Source organism: Nitrosovibrio sp. Nv6, assembly GCF_900110495.1.
GTDB lineage: Bacteria > Pseudomonadota > Gammaproteobacteria > Burkholderiales > Nitrosomonadaceae > Nitrosospira.
In genome coordinates this window covers 221,374-240,598 of record NZ_FODX01000002.1, presented here as the reverse complement: position 1 = coordinate 240,598, position 19,225 = coordinate 221,374, and the positions used below count along the sequence as shown (strand labels likewise).

Genomic DNA, 19,225 nt, shown 5'->3' with positions numbered 1-19,225 from the left:
ACGTTTACAATGAATGAAAAGGATCAGTTTGTCGCCGTGGTGCTGGCGGCGGATCGTACCGCCAACGATCCGATCGCTGTTGCAACCGGCGCGGCCTGCAAGGCGATTGCCCCGATTTGCGGAAAGCCGATGATCATACGCGTATTGGATGCGCTGGAAGCCAGCGGCATGGTGCGGACGATTATTGTGTGCGGACCGCCGGCGTCCGTGCTTCCCGAGTGCCCGGAACTGGAGGAGCGGATCAAATGCGGACGTATTACATGGCTGCCGAACCTGGATTCGCCCAGTCGCAGTGCAAATAGCGGTCTCGCGCAAATCGATCAAGGGGCTCCTGTAATATTGACCACCGCGGATCATGCCTTATTGACACCTTCCATTGTGCGATATTTTTTAAGCAAATCTCAGGAGGCGGACAGCGATGCAACAGTGGGTGTCGTTAAACATGAAGATGTCGCCGCCGCGTTTCCGGGAGTAAAGCGCACCGTGATAAGGCTGCGGGATGGAGGCGTCTGCGGCTGCAATCTCTATGCCTTCCTCAATCAAAATGGCCGCGGTCTGGTTTCGTTCTGGCAGCGGGCGGAAGACCTGCGCAAACAGCCCTGGCGATTGATCGGGCAAACCTTTGGTGTTACGACCGTTCTTTTCTATCTCCTGGGATTATTGACGATTGACAAGGGACTGAATGCCGTCAGGACCAAAACCGGCATACGGGTGCGGCCGGTGTTTTTGCCTTATCCACAGGCCGGCGTCGACGTTGACAAGGTCGAGGATATGCTGCTTGTCGAATCAGTCCTGGCGGGAGAAGCACACGTTGCTCAAGAGCAGACAGATCCGCAAAATATCTCGTAGACGGTTCCAGAGACCGTTCATCCATCGCGGCAGAGAATACTCGTGAAAATAATAGAGCGATATATCACGCGTGAGCTATTGATACCGTTTACGGTGGTGGCGGTTATCCTGGCGATATTGTTTGCGAGTTTCAGCAGCGCCCGGTTTCTGGCCGGGGCAGTGACAGAGTCGCTCGGTCTTGCGGCCATGCTGAAGCTCGTACTGCTGAAAACCTTGATTGCGCTGGAAGTGCTGATGCCAATCTCCCTGTATGTCGCCGTAGTCATGGGGCTCGGCCGGTTGCACAGAGATCAGGAAATCGCTGTCTTACGTTCCGCCGGCGTGAGCGAGAGCCGCATAATATATGCTATTCTCATAGTCGCGATTCCAGTGGGGATTGCCAGCGGCGTCCTTTCCATCTTCGTCCGGCCATGGGCATATGAAGAAAGCTATATGCTGAATGCTCAGGCGGAGGCTGAATTGAATATGGAGCGATTCCAGGCCGGGCGCTTCTACGGAACCGAGGGCAAGGGCAGAGGCCGGGTGGTTTATATTCAAACCAAGGATGATGCCGGTAATCAGGTGAAAAATGTATTTCATTATATCAATGAGAGCGGCAGCAGCGAGATCATCCTGGCGAAAGCCGCACATCAGCCTGAGCTCGAGCCCGGCCAGCGCCCACAGATCCATCTGCTGGACGGCTACATTTACCGTCTCACGCATTCTGGAACGGAAGATACCGTTGTCCAGTTCGATAAACTGATTTATTTCACCGACAGCGGTAACGTTCTGGATTACAAACGCAAGGCTGCCCCAACCGCGGCATTGATGAAATCCGATCAGCCACGTGATATTGCCGAATTCCAATGGCGACTCTCACGTCCTGTTGCAACCATTCTGCTGGCGCTTATTGCGGTGCCATTCAGCCGTGCTTCGCCTCGCCAGGAAAAAGGCGAAAGGACATATTACGCCGCAGCCCTGGTTTTCGCGATCTACTATATCTTGAACGGATTAGCCCAGACATGGGTGGAGCAGGGCACTATCGGCAGCTTGCCCGGTGTCTGGTGGCTTTACACGCTGATGTTCCTGATCGTGCTCACTCTGCTGTCACCGCGTTTCTGGCAGAACCTATTTCTGCGCAGATGACTATAATCAACCGCTACCTGGCGTTGCAGATTGTCATGGGCCTGGGAATCGCTACCGCAGTGCTCCTGCCGTTATTCGGTTTTCTCGACTTGCTGGATCAGCTCGATGACGTCGGGAAGGGTACTTATCGCGTCAAGGATGCGTTCCTGCATACCGCCTTGCTGCTGCCCCGCCGATTTATCCAGCTTGCGCCTTTCATTGCGTTGCTAGGCAACGTGGTCGCCTTGGGACGGCTGGCTGTGGGATCGGAGCTGACCGCGATGCGTGCGGCGGGTGTGTCTCCCGCTCATATCAGCCTCGCTTCACTTGCCGTTGGGCTGATACTTTTATCGTTCATTACTGTACTGGACCAATTCGTCGCTCCGCAATTCCAGCAGAAAGCCATCTCTTCCCGAGCCGTTGCGCTCGAGAAGAGCGCCGCACTTGGCAAGCATCTGGGTATCTGGACCCGCGACGAACGAAATGTATTACGTATTGGCGAAATGCTGCATGCGGGAAAAGCAGCAGATATTGAACTGATGCATTTTGATGAAAATGGCTTCCTGCTGACCTACACCTATGCCGGATATGCGGATTTCATAGATGGGGATCTATGGGAGTTGCGCGATGTCACCACCAAGACTTTTACCGGCAACGGGATAGAGTCCGTGAGCACGGCATCCATGCAATGGAAGTCATTCCTGAATCCGGACGATATCTCGACGCTGACCAAGTCGCCGGAAAGTCTTTCCCCGATCGAGTTATTCTTTCATGTGCGTTTTTTACGTTCCACCGGACAGGAGGTAGATGCCTACGCACTCGCTTTATGGCGAAAAGGCGGCGGCATATTGACAACGGTTGCGATGCTATTGCTTTCGATACCCTTTGTTTTTGGATCGGTTCGGGCGGGCCTCGGCAACAGACTCGTACTTGCTTCCATGCTCGGTATCAGTGTCTATTTGTTTGACCAGATTGTGGCGAACGCGGGGCTGCTGCTGCACTTGAACCCGGCATTAACCGCGCTTCTACCCGGGTTGGTGCTAATTGCGCTTGCCGGTTTGTGGCTGCGGCGGATTTTCTAGTCTCCGCTCATTATTTCCTATCTGAATAAAAGAGTCTGTAGTCGCTGCGGACAGATGTTGCTGTGGCATGAATGGAACATATGTTGTAATCTGCGCGGCTTGCCTTGACAAACCTCAGAATAAATCCCTTTAAGTCCCCTTGCGGGGCCAGTATCAAAGATTGAATGATAGAACAATTCAGGATCGATAGACTTAGAGCAGGTTCCGCAACCGTCGGATTCCTGTTCAATCCGATGAGCGGGCGTATTCGCAAGCGCAGGGATGCAATAAGACGTGAAATGGCCGGGATCCATGATGCCATCTGCCGGGACGCGACGAGCGGCCCCGAGATTCGCGCGTCGGTTGATGCTTTTGTGGAAGCTGATACTGATCTGCTGGTCGTCGTTGGCGGGGACGGTACGGTACAGGCCGTATTGAATCATCTGTTCACAATACAGCCACCGGCCAAATGGCCGATTTTGACGGTAATCCCCGGCGGGACGACCAATATGACGGCACTGGATCTGGGTATTCACGGCAGACCGGAAGACAACCTGCGGAAGTTAAGCAAGTGTTTGTTGAACCGGAACCTGCCTCCGTTGCTGCAGCGTCACGTTTTATGTATTGAACAGGCAGGGACCGCCAAGGTCTATGGCATGTTCTTCGGTATCGGCCTTATTGCCCGTGCTGTCATATTTTCCCAGGGCCGGATCAAGCAGCTCGGCGTAACCGGAGAAATTTATTCGGCCATCATAATGCTGGGCTATCTCGCCGGCGCGCTCATCGGACGTCGCCAAGGCCCCTGGGCGCCGGTTCAGCTAGCAGTTATCGAGAGAAATATCGAGCTGCATCGCGGAACTTATACGTTTCTTTTCGCCAGTACCCTTGATCGCCTGCTGTTCGGCATGCGCCCATACTGGGGTCAGGAACAGGAACCGCTGCATGTCACGTTTGTGCGACAGCAGCGAAAGCGCCCGCTGCGCTCATTGTTGCAGTTGCTTTCAGGTCACGGAAGCGCTCTCAAGGAGCAAAACGGCTATTTCAGTTCCAATACCAGCGTATTGGAACTGATGATAGATGACGATTATATCGTTGATGGCGAGTCCTATCGGGCAGCAAGTCAAGGGGGGCCATTGCGTATCTCGGCAGCCGGCCCTATCAGTTTTCTGGTAGCAAATAGCGCCAACGCAAACTTATAAATGTCGAACCGCACACCAGTATTCGATCAACAGCCCCCGGACGAACTGGTATCGGAGATGGCGTCATTGAGTTCAGAGGCTGTATCGGCGGATTTTTTTGTCCTGGTTGAAGCACTGAAATTACGGTTCGGCTCCTCGCTTGAGGCTGTTCTTCTTTATGGATCCTGCCTGCGCTCCCACGAGATTGGTGACGGGGTCGTGGATTTCTACGCTGTGGTGAACAATTACGGTGGTGCTTACCCTGAGCGCTATCTGCGTCGCCTGAACGCATGGTTGCCTCCAAATGTATTTTATCTGGAGGTATCCCAGCAGGAAAAAAAATTTCGCGCCAAGTATGCGGTGGTCTCAATGGCGGATTTTGAGCAAGGAACCCGGCACTGGTTTCACCCATATTTGTGGGCGCGCTTTGCTCAACCAACAAGGTTGTTGTATGCGCGTGACGAAGGTATTCGCAGGAGAATTCACCACGCGCTGGCACATGCGGTGATAACGTTTCTGAAGTCCACCCTCCCGACGCTGACCGCTTCGATCGTGAATGTCGAGACGATCTGGACTAATGGATTGACGCAGACCTATGCCGCAGAACTGCGGCCTGAACGGGCAGGGCGGGCGCGTCAGCTGGCGCAGTTCAATCTGGATGAGTATGCCGAACTGACCGCATATGCGACACCGGCGTTGCCGGGAAGGCTGGAGGCGCTGGCAGATGGAAATTATCGGTGCCTGACCGATGCAGCGAGTCATCGACAGTCGCTGTGGCGCTGGCGGTTGCGCCGCTTGCAGGGAAAGGTCCTGTCTGTGCTGCGGTTGGCAAAGGCGGCTTTTACCTTTCAGGACAGCATCAGTTATGCTGCATGGAAGATTGAGCGCCATACGGGGGTTCGTGTTGAAGTCACCCCCATGTTGAGGCGGCATCCTCTGCTTTGGGGTCTCAAGGTTTCCTGGCGGTTGTTGCGGCGTGGCGTGATGCGCTGATACCGGTTTACATCAGCAAGTATTCAGCGGTCGTATTGCGGGCTCGGTACAGGTCCCACGCTCAGCCGATCAATGGGTGCAGATCGGGCAATATGTTCACATGCGCCGGAAAAGGATTTTTATCCCCGGGACGCACCCGTCCCAAAAATGAAACATTGTTAACCTGGGCGCTTTGATAATCTATCAGGGCGTCGCCTATCATCAGTACACGCTCCGGCAGTAGGGCATGAGCCGATAAAATATCGGCGATAAGCTTCTGTTTGGGCGTCGGGGAACCGCGTACTGCGGTGAAATAGGAGGCCAGGCCACGGCGACCAACAATGGTATTGAGTTCTGCTTCCGGTGTGCCAGATGCGACAAATAACGGGATTCTTTTTGCCTCTTTACGAATCAGTTCGGCCGCGCCAGGCACTGCATCGCTCGCAATCACAGCCTCTACCACCAGCTCGGAAAAGCGTCGATCCAGCTGCCGCTCTTCGTCCGGCGTCAGGGGAGGCTTCTCCAGAAGCGTTTCCTGAAAATAGCGAAATTTCTGATAGCGCGACATACCGCCATTCGAGCTGTGATACTGCGCTACCGCAGTCATTATCGTCTCGCCATAGTCACGATAGAGATTGACAAAGGCTTGCGTTTTGATTTCACCGGATTCAACCACAACTCCGTCAAAATCGAAAATGATGGCTTGCCAGGTTGTAATCTTCATGCTCTGTTGTCCGACGCCAGTGGCGTCGCCTCATCATCTTCACCGGAGTGACGCATCGCCTTGTGAATATCCCTGAGACAATCCAGCAGTCCCTGCCCCAGATCGACATGCTCATTCAGCACCAGTTTGCGGCCAATGCGCGGTTGGAATGCGTAAGGGGTCACCTCGTAGTGATGTCCCGCGCGTGCCTGGTCGAAATGCAGATCAATTTTCCAGGGCATGATTTCAGAGATCATTGTCATGACGTCCCTGATGCGTAGCCGCTCCTGGCCGGTCAGGATCAGATGGCGGTTGGCAAATTCCGGTGCAAGCACCTGTACACTCATGCGCGCAGCGTCCTCCACATGGATGTACTCACGAATCGCCTCGCCGCTACCGTGATAGGTAATCGAATGCCGCTCGACCGCTTCATGCAGCATGCGGTAGATACCATTACGCGCGTCAGCGCGTCGGCCGTACAGTGATCCGTAGCGCAGAATGCTGTAGTCCAGGCCGTAGCGTTCGTGATACGTTTCAATAAAACGCTCGGCCGCCTGCTTGCTGGCGCGGTAAAAAGAACCAGACTCGGAGTAGACGTAAATAGTACTGGCGAAGACAAAGCGGCGGGCTCCAGCAAGGCGGGCGGCTTCCAGTGCATGCATATTGCCCAGCACATTGACCGTGGCGGTAGCCAGCGGTTTATCGTGGGCCTCGTCAATATCCGCGATAGCGGCAAAATTATAGACCACGTCGGCGCCCTTGGCCGCTTCCGTCACCTGGCCAAGATCCATGATGTCGCCAATGATCATTTCCTGGTCTTGGCGCTGATATTGGGATGGGGAGCGATCGAACAAGCGTACCCGATAGCCGACAGTGGACAAAGCGTCGGCCACATGACTGCCAAGAAAGCCACTGGCGCCATATACTATCGCGATTTCGTTGGACATTCCCTGTTTATCCGTTTTTCATTACGCCTGCTTCAATCAGGCCCTGCAGCAGATTCTCTGCGGCTTCGATCTCCATGCGTTGGCGCGATTCCCTGGCAAGTGAGCCGACATGTGAAGTGAGAATTGCATTTTCGCATTTTAGCAGGGGACCGTGGTACGGTTCCTGCTCGAAAACATCAAGCGCCGCCGCAGCCAACTGCCCGGAATTCAAAGCATCTGCCAGAGCGGTTTCATCGATGAGGCCGCCGCGAGCGGTATTTATCACTATGGCGCCGCGTTTCATACGCGCAAAAGCGTTCTCATTCAGCAGATGGTGAGTGTCAGCGTCATACGTGACATGGAGGGTGATGATATCCGCCTCCGCCAGAAGCTTCTCCAAGGGTATCAATTCTACCTCGTCAGGCGAGTTCGTCACATATGAATCATGCGCCACCACGTCGGCGCCAAACGCCTGGCACACCCGCGCAACGCGGCGGCCGACTCTTCCCAGGCCAATGATACCCACGCGTTGGGCGGCCAGTAGCCTTCCCTGTGTTCGCGGCCACTGGCCGGCACGGACCAATTTATCAGTTTCGCATATCCGTCTCAAAATGGTCAATATCAGTGCCAAGGCAAGCTCGGCCACTGCCTGGGCAGGCGCCTCAGGTGTATTGAGAACAGTAATACCGTGGCGCTTCGCTGCCGCAAGATCGACACTATCCAGACCGCTCCCGCAGCGGGATATCACTTTCAAGTTTCTGGCGGATGCGAAAACACGCTCCGTCAGGGGTTCTATCCCGGCGATCATTCCTACAGCATCATTGCCCAGCAATGCGATGGCTTCATCTTCCGTGATTTTGCGTCCGTAACTATTGGCGGCGACGGGCATACCCTTTCTTACTAAATGCTGGATATGGGGGTTATTTTCCATATCAAACGACGAGGTGGAGATGACAAGCTTGCTCATAGATCTTCCCTTATTTTTTGCATATGGCTCCGGCAAAGTGTGTCGAGGATGCGAATGTCCAAACCGTAGCCAAGAAAGCTGAAGCCGGCCTGGATGCTGCGGCGCAGCTGATCGGGATCGGGCTCGACTACATGAATCCCTCCGGGCTTGCCGAGGCGGCGTCCAGCTTCCAGCACCCGCGTTATCGCCGTCTGAACTTCCGGATAATCAAGCTCGCCTGGACGGCCCATCGAGCCGGAAAGATCGTAAGGCCCGATGATATAAGCGTCAATTCCCGGTACGGAAAGAATGGAATCGATGGCATCGACGGAGTCGATATGCTCAATCATGGCTACCACGACCGCGTTGTCTTCCAGCCAGCGCCGATACTGCTGAAATGTCGCGCCATACCCTTGTGCGCGCGCCAGGCCGACTCCACGATGGCCGCGAGGCGGGTAGTAGACGGCCTGGACCGCAGCCTCGGCATCTGCCGCGGTTTTAACCATCGGCACCATTACGCCCGTTGCACCGGCGTCCATGACACGCTTGATCTGATCGGGGTGATTCGAAGTCAGCCGAACGATAGCGGGGCATCCCCGCCCGTCCAGCGCCTGGATCAGTATTTGAACCTCGCTCAGTTCCAGGACACTGTGCTCGGTATCCAGTACGAGCCAATCAAACCCGGCTGCAGCCATGATTTCGGCGATCGCCGGATGTCCCAGGGTAATCCACGAGCCGATGGTTAACGCGTTCCGGGCAAGTTTCGATTTTAATTGCATGAATACATCCAATAGATCCTTTAAACAGCTATCTCGATTTGGGCCGAGGGACGCTGACTCAGTATGAGGCCAGCAGCGGGTCCTCTTCCATCAACTTTGCCACGCGCTCAAGATCGGCCTGGGTATCCACCGCTTGAGTGTTGAACTCCGTTCTTACCATCTTCACCCGATAACCATGCTCCAGCAATCGTAGCATGTCCACTGACTCCAGTTTTTCCAGCGGCGTTTGCGGTAATCCTGCGAAATCGAGCAACGTGTTGCGTCGAAACGGAATGATACAGACCTGTTTATAAGCGAAGGCGGGCTGGAAATTCAATTGTGAGGAGCCCGGGAGGGACGGTATTGGCTGTCGCGACATGAACAGGGCATTGCCCCGTTGATCCATCACCACCTTAATTGTGTTAAAGTCGTAAAAGTCGGTTTTGTTGTCAATACTTCGCACCAGATTAACGCAGCCCAATTGCGGATCGTGCCGAAACGGCTCTACCGCCTCATCGATCATCTCCGGACGGGTCATTGGTTCGTCACCTTGTACCATGACAATGAGTTCAGCATCAATTCCGGCTGCTGCCTCGGCAACTCGATCGCTGGCCCTTTCGTGGGTGTCAGCCGTCATAATCACCGGGGCGCCAAAGTCCTGCGCCGCCCTGCGGATTTCCTCATCGCAAGTGGCGATGTAAGTGGCATCGAGCGCGCGGCTCAGCGCAACACGCTTGTAGACATGTTCCAGCATCGTGCGGCCCAGCAGTTTCGCAACCGGTTTACCGGGAAACCGGGACGAACCCATACGTGCCGGTATTACAGCGATTGTTTTCATTAATAGTTTCACATTCCTTGGATTTATCGGTCGGGGTGCTTTAGTTGTTGATTGCCGATTATCAGCTATTCGCGAGTATCGGGAGCGAATCCGAAACAATCTATTCTAACAGACTGCTACGGACTAAAACGATGGCCGTGCTAGTAAACGGATATTCGCCAGTGTACAATTACGCGCTTTTCGCCACCAGAAACACATCGGAATCCTCAATTAAATGATGGGTATACTGGTTGTTACCAACATGCAAAGGATGAGAATGCGGGGATGAAAGCGCTTTTTTTCCTCCGTCATTATAACGACATAGACCATATTACACCGGTAATCTCGAAGTGGATCGATTCGGGGCATACCTGCGATATTGTCCTGATAGGGAACTCGCGGTTTCGCGATGATTACCGGATCAAGTTCCTGCAGGGGCTCAACGGCGTGCGCATGGCCTACATCGCCGATGTGTTGCCGCCTGTCGAATTTATCAGATGGTTTTTTCAAACGCTGATATTGATCCGCAGTTTGCGCCGTCCGTTCATCGGCCCGATCATGAATGCTCTGGCATCGTTTTATGATGCCAGGCGGCGTGAACCGATCTGGCGAAGTACCGCTAAACGCTTATTGACGCGTAGTTTTGGCGACAATGATGAGGGCGTGGTGGTATTCGACTGGATAGAAAGAAATTCGTCCATTTGCGTGGAATGGGTCAAGGTGATGCTGTCGACAGCGCGTGAAATGGGCCTGGGCACGGTATCGCTGCCGCATGGCGATAGTCCCCATGCCAGTCAGTTGATCCGGCGCCGGGAATTGCGCCTGGAACCCGATACCACGTTTGCCAACGCGGGGATTTTTGAAAGAGTTGTGGTGCCGAACGAGCTATGCTCGGTGCGCTTTCGCCCCTTCATGGATAATCAGAAGCTTGCCGTATTGGGTTCCCCGCGCTACTGTGACGAATGGCTCGCCAAATTGGCCGAATTGATGCCGCCTTCGCCCCTGACCCGCTCCGACAGCAAGCTCAAGGTGGTAATGTTTTTGAGAAAGAGCAATTTTTCCACATTCTGGGAGGAAGTGGGCGAGGTCGTACGTATCGTTGCCGGCTTTCCAGGGGTGGAGCTAGTGATCAAGCCCCATACCCGCGGAGGCTGGCAACAATCCTTGACAAAGGATGTTTCCCTGCGGCGTTTGTCAAACGTCAGCGTAGCCGGCGGTGATGTTCATTCCATTTATCTCATGAATTGGGCGGATGTCATCATTGATCTTGCCACTTCGGTTGTATTTGAAGCAGTCAAGACAAAGAAGCCGGTACTGGCGGCTGACTATCTGCATGCGGGACGGTCCGCGCTGGCTGAATTCATGCCTGAGACAGAGCTGCGTTGCCGGGATGATGTGTATAAAAATATCGAAAGGTTTCTTTCCCATGGCTGCGATTCTTTTTATATCGAAGAACACCACCAACGCTTTCTGAGGGAAATGATTGATGTAGGGGGTCCGGACGTACTATCCCGTTATGTGGCATTGCTGGAGGGACAGGTGCGGCCAGAGGCCAGCCAGTACCAAGCTCATCCCCACGATAGCGCCGCTAAACTGGCTTTTGCATGATTAGCGGGTTTTCCGCCTAGTTTTTCAAGGAGATTGATGAGCCGTATGCCGGTAATGCCATCCATCGATGTGGTAATCCCGGTCTACAACGCGCCGCTGCTGACGCGGCGCTGCATCGATTCCGTCGTTACGTTCCTCAGCGGATCCGTCAGGTATATTCATGTACAGGATGACGCATCCGGCACCGAGACACGCCAGATGCTCGAGCAATTGCCGTATGAATGCATTCGCGTTCATCACGCTCGGACTAATCGCGGTTTTGGTGCGTCGGTAAACGCGGCAGTCGATCGCTCCGACGCATCTTATGTGCTGGTTCTCAATTCGGATACCGAGGCAAGTGAAGATTTCCTGCCGCTGCTTTGTGCGGCGCTAGCGGCTGACCCGCAGCTAGCGGTCATCATTCCCGGGGGCAATGACTATGCCAGGCACGATCTGGGCCAATATTTGCGCCGGCCTGGCGGTTACATTGCTACCTACCGCCTTCAGGGGCACGCGTTTCTGGTTCGCCGCAAGGTTTTCCAGGATACCGGTGGCTTTGACCGGGCATTCGGTCGCGGCTATTACGAAGACGTGGATCTTGGCCGCCGGCTCGACCTGCGAGGCTGGCGGCTCGGCGTGCATCCCGACGCTCGTATACAGCACAAGGGGGGTGGATCATTCGGGCGCGGCCGGTCTTTCAGGGCACTGGTGAGGCACAACCGCAACCTTTATTTCTCGCGCTATCCGAATGCCCGGCGTAACATCCTGCTTCTCTCGGGAAATTATCCGCTGACGCGTTTTCCCTCAACGCTTCTTGATGCGCTCGAGAACGTGTTCCACCAGGGCGGCTATGTTCATTGGCTTTCGCCGGAATCGGCGCGACAGCTTCTCTGCTTGCAGATGCGCAGCCATTCCATAGGCGCGGGGGCCGTGATGAGACTTCTGCTGCGTAGCTGGCGAGAGGACAAGCGTATCTCGGAAATATGGATGCTGCCCGATGCTTCACGCCTGTTGCGCGTCTTGATCATTTCCTGGGCGCGTATGCGGGGCATCAAGGTATTGATGTGGGAAAGGTCTGCGGCAGCACACGGCTGCAGCCTCAGGTTGCTTTGAGGAGCTCCGGGATCTTCAGGGGAGCGCGGATCTTCAGTTCTGAGTCGTTTACTTTCTTGTCTTGCGTCTTTCATCGCCCCAGGGGGCGACAACCATTTTTTGATAGCATTTCTTCACTTCATTCGCTGATCGAAATAAAATGCGCATAACCGTGCTTGGATGCACCGGCGGGGTGGCGGCGGACTTGAGAACCACGTGTCTGATGCTGGATGACGACATTCTGATTGACGTCGGTACCGGGGCCGGAGATTTAACGCTGACTGAAATGTTATGTATCAATACGGTATTTCTTACCCACTCGCATCTCGACCATGCAGGACTGCTTCCAATGGTAGCGGACATGGTGGGGCCGCGGCGTAACAGCCCGGTAACGGTTTATGCGCTACCCGAAACTATTGCCGTACTGAAGCAGGACATGTTCAATTTTCGCCTTTGGCCGGATTACACCCGGCTACCTGCGCCCGACAACCCCTATATTGTGTTCCAACCTGTTGCGGTGGGGGAGACTGTGGAGTTATCAGGAAGGAAAGTGACCCCGCTACCGGTGCGGCATGCTGTTCCCGGCGTGGGCTATCAACTGGATAGCGGCAAGGCCAGTTTTGTATTCAGCGGCGATACCACTTACCATGAGCCGTTCTGGACCGCGTTGAATGCGATCGGCAACTTGCGCTATCTGATGATCGAGACAACCTTTCTCAATCACAACAGGGCAGGCGCCGAGGCTGCGGGTCATATGCGGCCGGAGCTGCTGGCACAGGGGTTAAAACAGCTCAACAAAGCGGTTCGCCTTTTAGTCACCCACATGGAACCTGGCAATGAGGATGCCACGATGGCGGAGATCCAGGCAGCAGCAGGGGAATTCAAACCGGAGAGATTGAGGCGCGGGCAAGTTTTCGAATTTTAAGGCGGGCTTGCTATGATCCTAAATCCGGCAGTTGATCGCTCATTCTCCAGTTTAGGATTATGATCCACAAAGACTTTTTGTATCACTTGACCTTACCTTTTTGGTGAGTTCGCTACGGGGCGGATTGAACGGTTTTTGCGGCACATGGCTGCGTTGCAACTCCTTGGAATGGGGCGCCCCGCAGCGTCGCACGAGGGGCCCCGCAAAGCGGGGATCGGGCAGCGCAGGGGATGCCGCGACCGCGTTTCATGGCGACCGCATCCCGCTCCGGGGTCGCACCTTCCTGCGGAAGGCACTGCTCCGCCCTGCGCGGTCGCACCATTCCGCGTCGTCGCGCCTTGCCCTGCACCCCAAAAACCGCGCACTCCACCCCGTCCAACTACCGGATTTAGGATTATCCTTTCATAACCATTTTTTCCATCGAAATAGCAGCAACATACCGCCGCTGATTACTGCCATCGCACTCAACACCGCAAAGAATCCCAAATCCCATTCAAGCCCCGGCAAATATTTGAAGTTCATTCCGTAGATGCCGGCGATCAGGCTAAGCGGCATGAATATGGTGGTAATGACCGTGAGGACCTTCATTACCGTGCTGATGCGAAAGCTCACGCTGGACATATAGATATCGAGCATGCCCGCTGTCAAGTCTCGCAGGGACTCGATGGATTCGATGATATGTATGGTGTGGTCATACACATCCCTCAGGTAGAGCAAGGTATTACGGGTGAACAGCGGAGAATCGCCGCGCTGCAAGGAGCTGATAACCTGGCGCAGCGGCCACAGTAATCTGAGCAGAAAAGCACCTTCGCGCTTTAGATGGTGAATTGAACGCAGGGTATTCGGTTGCGGGCGAGCTATCAATTCTGCTTCCAGCGCTTCGGTTCTTTCATCAAGTTGTTCAAGAATGACGAAATAGCTGTCCACAATGGCATCGATCAGGCTGTACATCAGAAAATCCGCACCTGACTTTCCGATCTGGCCCTTGCCTGAACGCAAGCGATCGAGCACCGACCGGAACTGAACGCCATCCGCTTCGAGGAACGACAGCACGAAATCTTTTCCCAGTACGAGACTGATCTGTTCCGAATATATCTTCTCTTCTCTGCCTCTGGTTTCGTAACCGAAGGTTTTCAGTACCACATAAAGATAATCGCCGTAATCCTCCAGCTTCGAGCGTTGTTCCGTATTGAAAATGTCCTCCAGCACCAGCGGGTGAAGGTTAAAACAGGCGCCGATCTGCTCCATCACTCCAACATCACCCAACCCGTGCAGGTTGATCCATTTAATACCTCGCGCGGACTTGATTTTATCGGCCAGTCCTCCGGCAGTAACCTCGGATTCGCGTACGCCATTCTCATCATAATCCAGCAGGGTAACGCGGGAAGCAACACCTTTTCTTGCGCCGATATGCACCAGCGTGCCCGGTGGCAGTCCTGCTTTTAAAGATCTCTTTTTGGAGTGTGATGCCATGGCTTCGTTTGTTCAAATTATCCGTGTTGCGCTCTTCGCCGATTTATCCGCCTTATATCCCTGATCAGTCTGGTCTCGTTATCCGGAAATTGAGACCGAGAGCGCTCCACTGTTCGATTTCGTCATAAAGTGCCGTATCGGTCAATGGATTTCTTTCTAACCATCCTCGTTCGATGGAGAGTTTCAACTCTTTATCGTCCAGGCTGACTTCCAGGCGCGGTATCTTGATATCACCACGGCTGCGGTGAAACAATGTTGCCAGACGAAGTGCGCACAGCAGAGCAAAATCCAGTGGGACCGCAATAAATTCTCTCGCTTTACCAAGCATGCCCCGCTGGACGAGCACAAGCGCACTCAGGCGTTCTTGTTCCCTTCTCGAGAAACCTGGCATATCGGCATTGCCGAGAATATATGCTGAGTGTTTATGATAGCCGGAATGGGCTATTGAAATACCGACCTCATGCAATCGCGCAGCCCATGAGAGGGTTTGCAGCAATTCTTCCGCTTCATCAGGAAAATCCTTCAGCAACTGTTTTCCCAGCAACAGCGCCAGTGATTCCACCCGTCTTGCCTGAGCAGCATCCACCCGGTAACGTTGCATGAATCGTTTAACCGTTACTTCACGCATATCATGCTTATGGAAGCGCCCGAGCAAATCGTAAAGCACACCCTGGCGCAATGCACCCATTGCCTGCGACATGCGCTGGATCCCCAGTTCGGCAAATGCAGCGGACATGATGGCAAAACCTCCGGCGATTACCGGCGCCCGATCGGCGCGTAGTCCGGCAAGGTCCAGCTTTTCAATATCGCCAATCTTGAGCAAACGGTCCCGAAAATTTTCCAGTCCGTCCGCGGTGATATCCCCCTCGCTGCTTTCCGGGGCGAGCTTGTTCAGCTTGATGATGTCACCCAATGCACGCGCTGTGCCGGATGATCCGAATGCGTCCCGCCAATGAGCGCTGGAAAACTGTGCGGCGATAGTCTGTATCTCGCTGCGCGCCGAGAGTTCGGCCCGTCTCATCGCACCCTTCGTAATCTTGCCGTCCGGAAAAAAGCGCAGGCTGTAACTGACACAGCCCATATAAAGACTTTCCAGCTTGACTGGCTTCAGACGGCTGCCAATGATAAATTCAGTAGAGCCGCCCCCGATATCCATAACCAGGCGAGGGCTGGTAGAGGCTGGAAGACTGTGGGCGACACCCAGATAGATAAGCCGCGCTTCCTCGTGCCCTGCGATCACTTCAATCGGGAACCCGAGAGCGGCCTCGGCTTTTTTGAGAAATACCGGTGCGTTTCTGGCTACTCTAAGGGTATTCGTTGCGACTGCACGTACTGTATGCGGTGGAAAACCTCTCAGACGTTCACCGAAACGTTCCATGCAACCCAAAGCGCGGACTTGAGAATCCTCGTCCAGCCGCTGGTCCTCCGTCAGGCCGGCGGCAAGCCGCACCATTTCGCGCAAACTGTCCAGCGGATAAAGCTGTTTGCCTTCCACCCGTGCCACTTGCAGACGAAAGCTGTTGGAGCCAAGGTCTACCGCCGCGAGAGTGGAGTATTCGAGCATGGCGTTCCGGTTTGAATTCCGACGGCTGACTAATCGACCTAATCTCTTATTTCACGCTCGATCTCTTCAGCAGTCACATGGCGCACGTCCTTGCCCTTGACCATATATACCACGTATTCGGACATATTTTTGGCATGATCGCCAATCCGCTCGATCGCTTTGGCGACAAACAGGATTTCGAGGGCGGTAGAAATTTTACGCGGGTCTTCCATCATGAAGGTGATGAGTTGACGCATGATCGAACGGAATTCCTCATCCACCTGTTCGTCTTCGCGCACGACCTGAGCCGCTGCTGTCAGGTCCAGACGAGCAAATGCATCCAGGGACTTGCGCAGCATTTCCAGGGCGATGTTGGCTACATGCCTGATTTCGACAAAACGCGGCATATGCATACGGTCTGTTTCGTAGATCAGCTTGGCCATCCGAGCAATTTTTTCTGCTTCGTCGCCAATGCGTTCGAGATCGGTGATGGTCTTGATGACGGTCATGATCATGCGTAAGTCACCGGCGGCAGGTTGTCTGCGGGCGATAATCTGACTGCATATTTCGTCTATCGATACCTCCATTGCATTGACCCGGTGATCATCGGCGATAACGTTTTCTATGAGGCTCTCGTTGCCGGTGGTCAGCGCCTCGATGGCTCTCTCGATCTGCTCTTCCACAAATCCGCCCATGTGCAACACGCGTGTGCGCACCGCTTCAAGATCGGCGTCAAATTGTTTGGATATATGTTCGCTGCTAGCCATTGCGCTCCTGTCGTTCAATCAAAATGAAAGAATATTACTAACCGGTTATGGAGGTTTTATTACTGCTACATCAAATGGCTATTGTCCGGATACCATCATCACTGCTCAGCAGCAATACATCCGCTCCGCGCTTCGCAAACAAGCCGTTGGTCACGACGCCCGTGATCTGGTTGAGTGCGGTTTCCAGTTCAATCGGATTCAGGATCTGCAGACCATGGACGTCCAGGATCACGTTGCCGTTGTCGGTGATGAATCCCTGGCGCAGCACGGGCTGCCCGCCCAGGCGTACTATCTCGCGCGCCACGTAGCTGCGCGCCATCGGAATAACCTCCACAGGCAGTGGAAACTTGCCGAGCAGCTTGACAAACTTGCTCTGGTCCGCAATACAGACGAATTTTTTCGCCACTGCAGCAACGATTTTTTCTCGCGTCAATGCCCCGCCGCCGCCTTTTATCATATGCAGGTGCTCAGTGATCTCGTCTGTGCCATCCACATATATCGGAAGTTCATCGACGCTGTTCAAATCCATGACCTCTATGCCATGATCGCGGAGCCGACGTGCTGTTGCCTCTGAGCTTGCCACCGCCCCCTCGATTTTGTGCTTGATCCTGGCCAGTCCGTCGATGAAATAATTTGCAGTGGAACCGGTGCCCACCCCGACTATGCAACCTGCGGGAACATATTGGATAGCGGCTTCGGCGACCGCCTGTTTTTGTTCGTCTTGCGTCATAGTGTTATTTTTGTGGAAGAAAAAAACTGATTACTCGTGAGGATAATACTATCCACCGATTTTAACAATGAAGCTGGGTATTTAGCGTTTCCTGGCATGCTAAAATGCTGCTTCCTTCGCCAAGCAACGGTTCGATGAAAAACAACTATCTCGAAAGAATTCTCACCGCACGGGTCTATGACGTGGCGGTAGAAACCCCGTTGGAGCTAGCATCAAATTTATCTGCGCGCATACACAATCAGTTATTACTGAAGCGCGAGGATATGCAGGAGGTTTTTTCATTCAAAGTGCGCGGCGCATACAATAAAATGGTCAAGCTTTCCCCGGCCGTGCTCAAGCGTGGTGTGGTGACCGCGTCGGCAGGCAATCATGCGCAGGGGGTGGCGCTTGCGGCACAACGGCTGAGTTGCCGCGCGACCATCGTAATGCCCGTCACCACGCCGCAAATCAAATCACAGGCAGTTCAGGCGCGGGGAGCGACTGTGATATCGCATGGTGATTCTTACGACGACGCCTACGCCTACGCGTGGAAATATGCGGCAGAGCAGCATGCTACGTTTGTGCACCCCTACGATGATCCGGATATCATCGCGGGACAAGGCACAATCGGCATGGAAATCCTGCGCCAGCATACTGGCGCCATTTATGCCATATTTGCGCCGGTCGGCGGCGGCGGACTTATTTCCGGTGTCGCGGCGTATGTGAAGAGGCTTTATCCTGACATCAAGATTATCGGAGTCGAACCGGTTGATGCCGATTCCATGTATCAGTCACTGAAAAAAAAGCGGCGAGTCAGGCTCCCGCAAGTAGGATCGTTTGCGGATGGCGTGGCCGTGAAGCAGGTGGGAGGAGAAACCTTCCGCTTGTGCCGTGAACTGGTGGATGAAATCGTACTGGTTGATACTGACGCGATCTGTGCCGCGATCAAGGATGTGTTCGAGGATACTCGCGCGATTCTGGAGCCATCCGGTGCGCTGTCTGTGGCGGGAGCAAAGGCTTACGCCAGGAGAGAGGGGATTCGCGATAAAAATCTTGTTGCGATCGCTTCCGGCGCCAACATGAATTTCGATCGTCTGCGTCATGTCTCCGAACGGGCAGAACTGGGTGAGCAGCGGGAAGCCGTGATGGCGGTAACGATTCCCGAAGAGCCTGGCAGCTTCAAAAAATTTTGCGCTATGTTGGGAGCGAAAAGCATTACCGAATTCAACTACCGCTATGCCGATCCGAAAGAAGCGAATGTGTTCGTTGCCGTATCCGTTCGAAATCGCGACGAAGCGGCAAAACTCATTAAGAACCTGGAGAGAAGCGGTTTGCGCACTGAAGATCTGAGTGACAACGAAATGGCGAAATTGCATGTGCGCCATCTTGTCGGAGGCCGCGCACGGGAGATAAAAAATGAGCTTCTTTACCGCTTTGAATTTCCTGACCGACCCGGCGCACTCATGAAATTCTTGAACAGCATGAGCCATCACTGGAATATCACTCTGTTCCACTACCGCAATCATGGCGCCGACTATGGCCGCGTGCTGGTGGGCCTGGAGGTGCCGCCTGAAGGGAAGGCGGAGTTCAAAGCGTTTCTCGGCAAACTGGACAACCGTTACTGGGATGAAAGCGAGAACCCGGCCTATAAGCTGTTTCTGGGATAGATGCGAGCCGAATATTCCATTTCCACCGATTTAAACAGGATCGTAGTGAAAGCCATGCGCGCTACGGATAAAGAGCACAGGCGATTTGGGAAGTCGAGCACGAGGCTGACATCACTTTGGTCGTCTGCCAATGATTAAGCAGTCACTC

General features: G+C 54.1%; 18 protein-coding genes. 9 read left to right on the top strand and 9 right to left on the bottom strand.

Going from position 1 to position 19,225, the window contains the following annotated elements; genetic code table 11:
- Positions 1-9: 9 nt before the first annotated feature.
- The 5 genes from BMX66_RS07805 (at position 10) to BMX66_RS16000 (ending at position 5,185) form a co-directional block, all read left to right on the top strand.
- Positions 10-849 carry a nucleotidyltransferase family protein gene (locus BMX66_RS07805; protein WP_090880515.1) on the top strand — a complete coding sequence of 280 codons (840 nt, stop codon included), beginning with the start codon at positions 10-12 and terminating at the stop codon, positions 847-849.
- Between the two features lie 42 nt (positions 850-891).
- Positions 892-1,974: an LPS export ABC transporter permease LptF gene (gene lptF, locus BMX66_RS07800; RefSeq protein ID WP_090880512.1), complete on the top strand. Its 1,083-nt coding sequence runs from the start codon at positions 892-894 to the stop codon at positions 1,972-1,974.
- Positions 1,971-3,035, top strand: a complete 1,065-nt coding sequence (lptG, locus tag BMX66_RS07795) for an LPS export ABC transporter permease LptG (RefSeq protein WP_090880509.1) — start codon at positions 1,971-1,973, stop codon at positions 3,033-3,035. Before lptF ends, lptG begins: the two co-directional genes overlap by 4 nt.
- A 164-nt stretch (positions 3,036-3,199) precedes the next feature.
- Entirely contained in the window at positions 3,200-4,213 is a 1,014-nt protein-coding gene (locus BMX66_RS16005) for a diacylglycerol/lipid kinase family protein (protein ID WP_255398864.1), read from the top strand.
- The gene (locus BMX66_RS16000; protein WP_255398863.1) at positions 4,214-5,185 is read left to right on the top strand and encodes a hypothetical protein; all 972 of its coding nucleotides are present in this window, start codon (positions 4,214-4,216) and stop codon (positions 5,183-5,185) included. It begins immediately after the preceding gene.
- 61 nt (positions 5,186-5,246) lie between these two features.
- Here the strand turns inward: BMX66_RS16000 and BMX66_RS07785 are convergent, their stop codons facing one another.
- Genes BMX66_RS07785 through BMX66_RS07765 form a run of 5 tightly spaced genes read right to left on the bottom strand, consistent with a single transcriptional unit; the run spans position 5,247 to position 9,335 of the window.
- Positions 5,247-5,888: an HAD family hydrolase gene (locus BMX66_RS07785; protein WP_090880505.1), complete on the bottom strand. Its 642-nt coding sequence runs from the start codon at positions 5,886-5,888 to the stop codon at positions 5,247-5,249.
- Positions 5,885-6,814 carry an NAD-dependent epimerase/dehydratase family protein gene (locus BMX66_RS07780; protein ID WP_090880502.1) on the bottom strand — a complete coding sequence of 310 codons (930 nt, stop codon included), beginning with the start codon at positions 6,812-6,814 and terminating at the stop codon, positions 5,885-5,887. Before BMX66_RS07780 ends, BMX66_RS07785 begins: the two co-directional genes overlap by 4 nt.
- Positions 6,815-6,821: 7 nt before the next feature.
- Positions 6,822-7,760 (bottom strand): phosphoglycerate dehydrogenase, encoded by a 939-nt coding sequence (locus BMX66_RS07775; protein ID WP_090880499.1) that lies wholly within the window; start codon positions 7,758-7,760, stop codon positions 6,822-6,824.
- Positions 7,757-8,518: an HpcH/HpaI aldolase family protein gene (locus BMX66_RS07770; RefSeq protein WP_090880496.1), complete on the bottom strand. Its 762-nt coding sequence runs from the start codon at positions 8,516-8,518 to the stop codon at positions 7,757-7,759. Before BMX66_RS07770 ends, BMX66_RS07775 begins: the two co-directional genes overlap by 4 nt.
- A 58-nt stretch (positions 8,519-8,576) precedes the next feature.
- Positions 8,577-9,335, bottom strand: a complete 759-nt coding sequence (locus BMX66_RS07765; protein ID WP_090880494.1) for a 3-deoxy-manno-octulosonate cytidylyltransferase — start codon at positions 9,333-9,335, stop codon at positions 8,577-8,579.
- 264 nt (positions 9,336-9,599) lie between these two features.
- On the opposite strand from BMX66_RS07765, the gene BMX66_RS07760 reads away from it, so the two are divergent.
- The 3 genes from BMX66_RS07760 to BMX66_RS07750 all read left to right on the top strand — a co-directional run bounded on the left by BMX66_RS07760 (position 9,600) and on the right by BMX66_RS07750 (position 12,918).
- A complete protein-coding gene (locus BMX66_RS07760; protein WP_090880491.1) occupies positions 9,600-10,922 on the top strand; it encodes a hypothetical protein in 1,323 nt (440 codons plus the stop codon).
- 36 nt (positions 10,923-10,958) lie between these two features.
- Positions 10,959-12,014 (top strand): glycosyltransferase family 2 protein, encoded by a 1,056-nt coding sequence (locus BMX66_RS07755; RefSeq protein ID WP_255398862.1) that lies wholly within the window; start codon positions 10,959-10,961, stop codon positions 12,012-12,014.
- A gap of 139 nt (positions 12,015-12,153) precedes the next feature.
- Positions 12,154-12,918, top strand: a complete 765-nt coding sequence (locus BMX66_RS07750; RefSeq protein ID WP_090880488.1) for a 3',5'-cyclic-nucleotide phosphodiesterase — start codon at positions 12,154-12,156, stop codon at positions 12,916-12,918.
- Positions 12,919-13,320: 402 nt separating this feature from the next.
- Here the strand turns inward: BMX66_RS07750 and corA are convergent, their stop codons facing one another.
- From corA to rpiA, 4 genes are all read right to left on the bottom strand, one after another.
- Entirely contained in the window at positions 13,321-14,391 is a 1,071-nt protein-coding gene (gene corA / locus BMX66_RS07740) for a magnesium/cobalt transporter CorA (RefSeq protein WP_090880481.1), read from the bottom strand.
- A gap of 64 nt (positions 14,392-14,455) precedes the next feature.
- Entirely contained in the window at positions 14,456-15,955 is a 1,500-nt protein-coding gene (gene ppx / locus BMX66_RS07735; protein ID WP_090880478.1) for an exopolyphosphatase, read from the bottom strand.
- Positions 15,956-15,993: 38 nt separating this feature from the next.
- Positions 15,994-16,701, bottom strand: a complete 708-nt coding sequence (gene phoU / locus BMX66_RS07730) for a phosphate signaling complex protein PhoU (protein WP_090880475.1) — start codon at positions 16,699-16,701, stop codon at positions 15,994-15,996.
- Between the two features lie 70 nt (positions 16,702-16,771).
- The gene (gene rpiA / locus BMX66_RS07725; protein WP_090880473.1) at positions 16,772-17,431 is read right to left on the bottom strand and encodes a ribose-5-phosphate isomerase RpiA; all 660 of its coding nucleotides are present in this window, start codon (positions 17,429-17,431) and stop codon (positions 16,772-16,774) included.
- A gap of 134 nt (positions 17,432-17,565) precedes the next feature.
- Between rpiA and ilvA the strand changes: the two genes are divergently transcribed.
- Positions 17,566-19,077 carry a threonine ammonia-lyase, biosynthetic gene (gene ilvA, locus BMX66_RS07720; protein WP_090881073.1) on the top strand — a complete coding sequence of 504 codons (1,512 nt, stop codon included), beginning with the start codon at positions 17,566-17,568 and terminating at the stop codon, positions 19,075-19,077.
- The last annotated feature ends 148 nt before the right edge of the window (positions 19,078-19,225 follow it).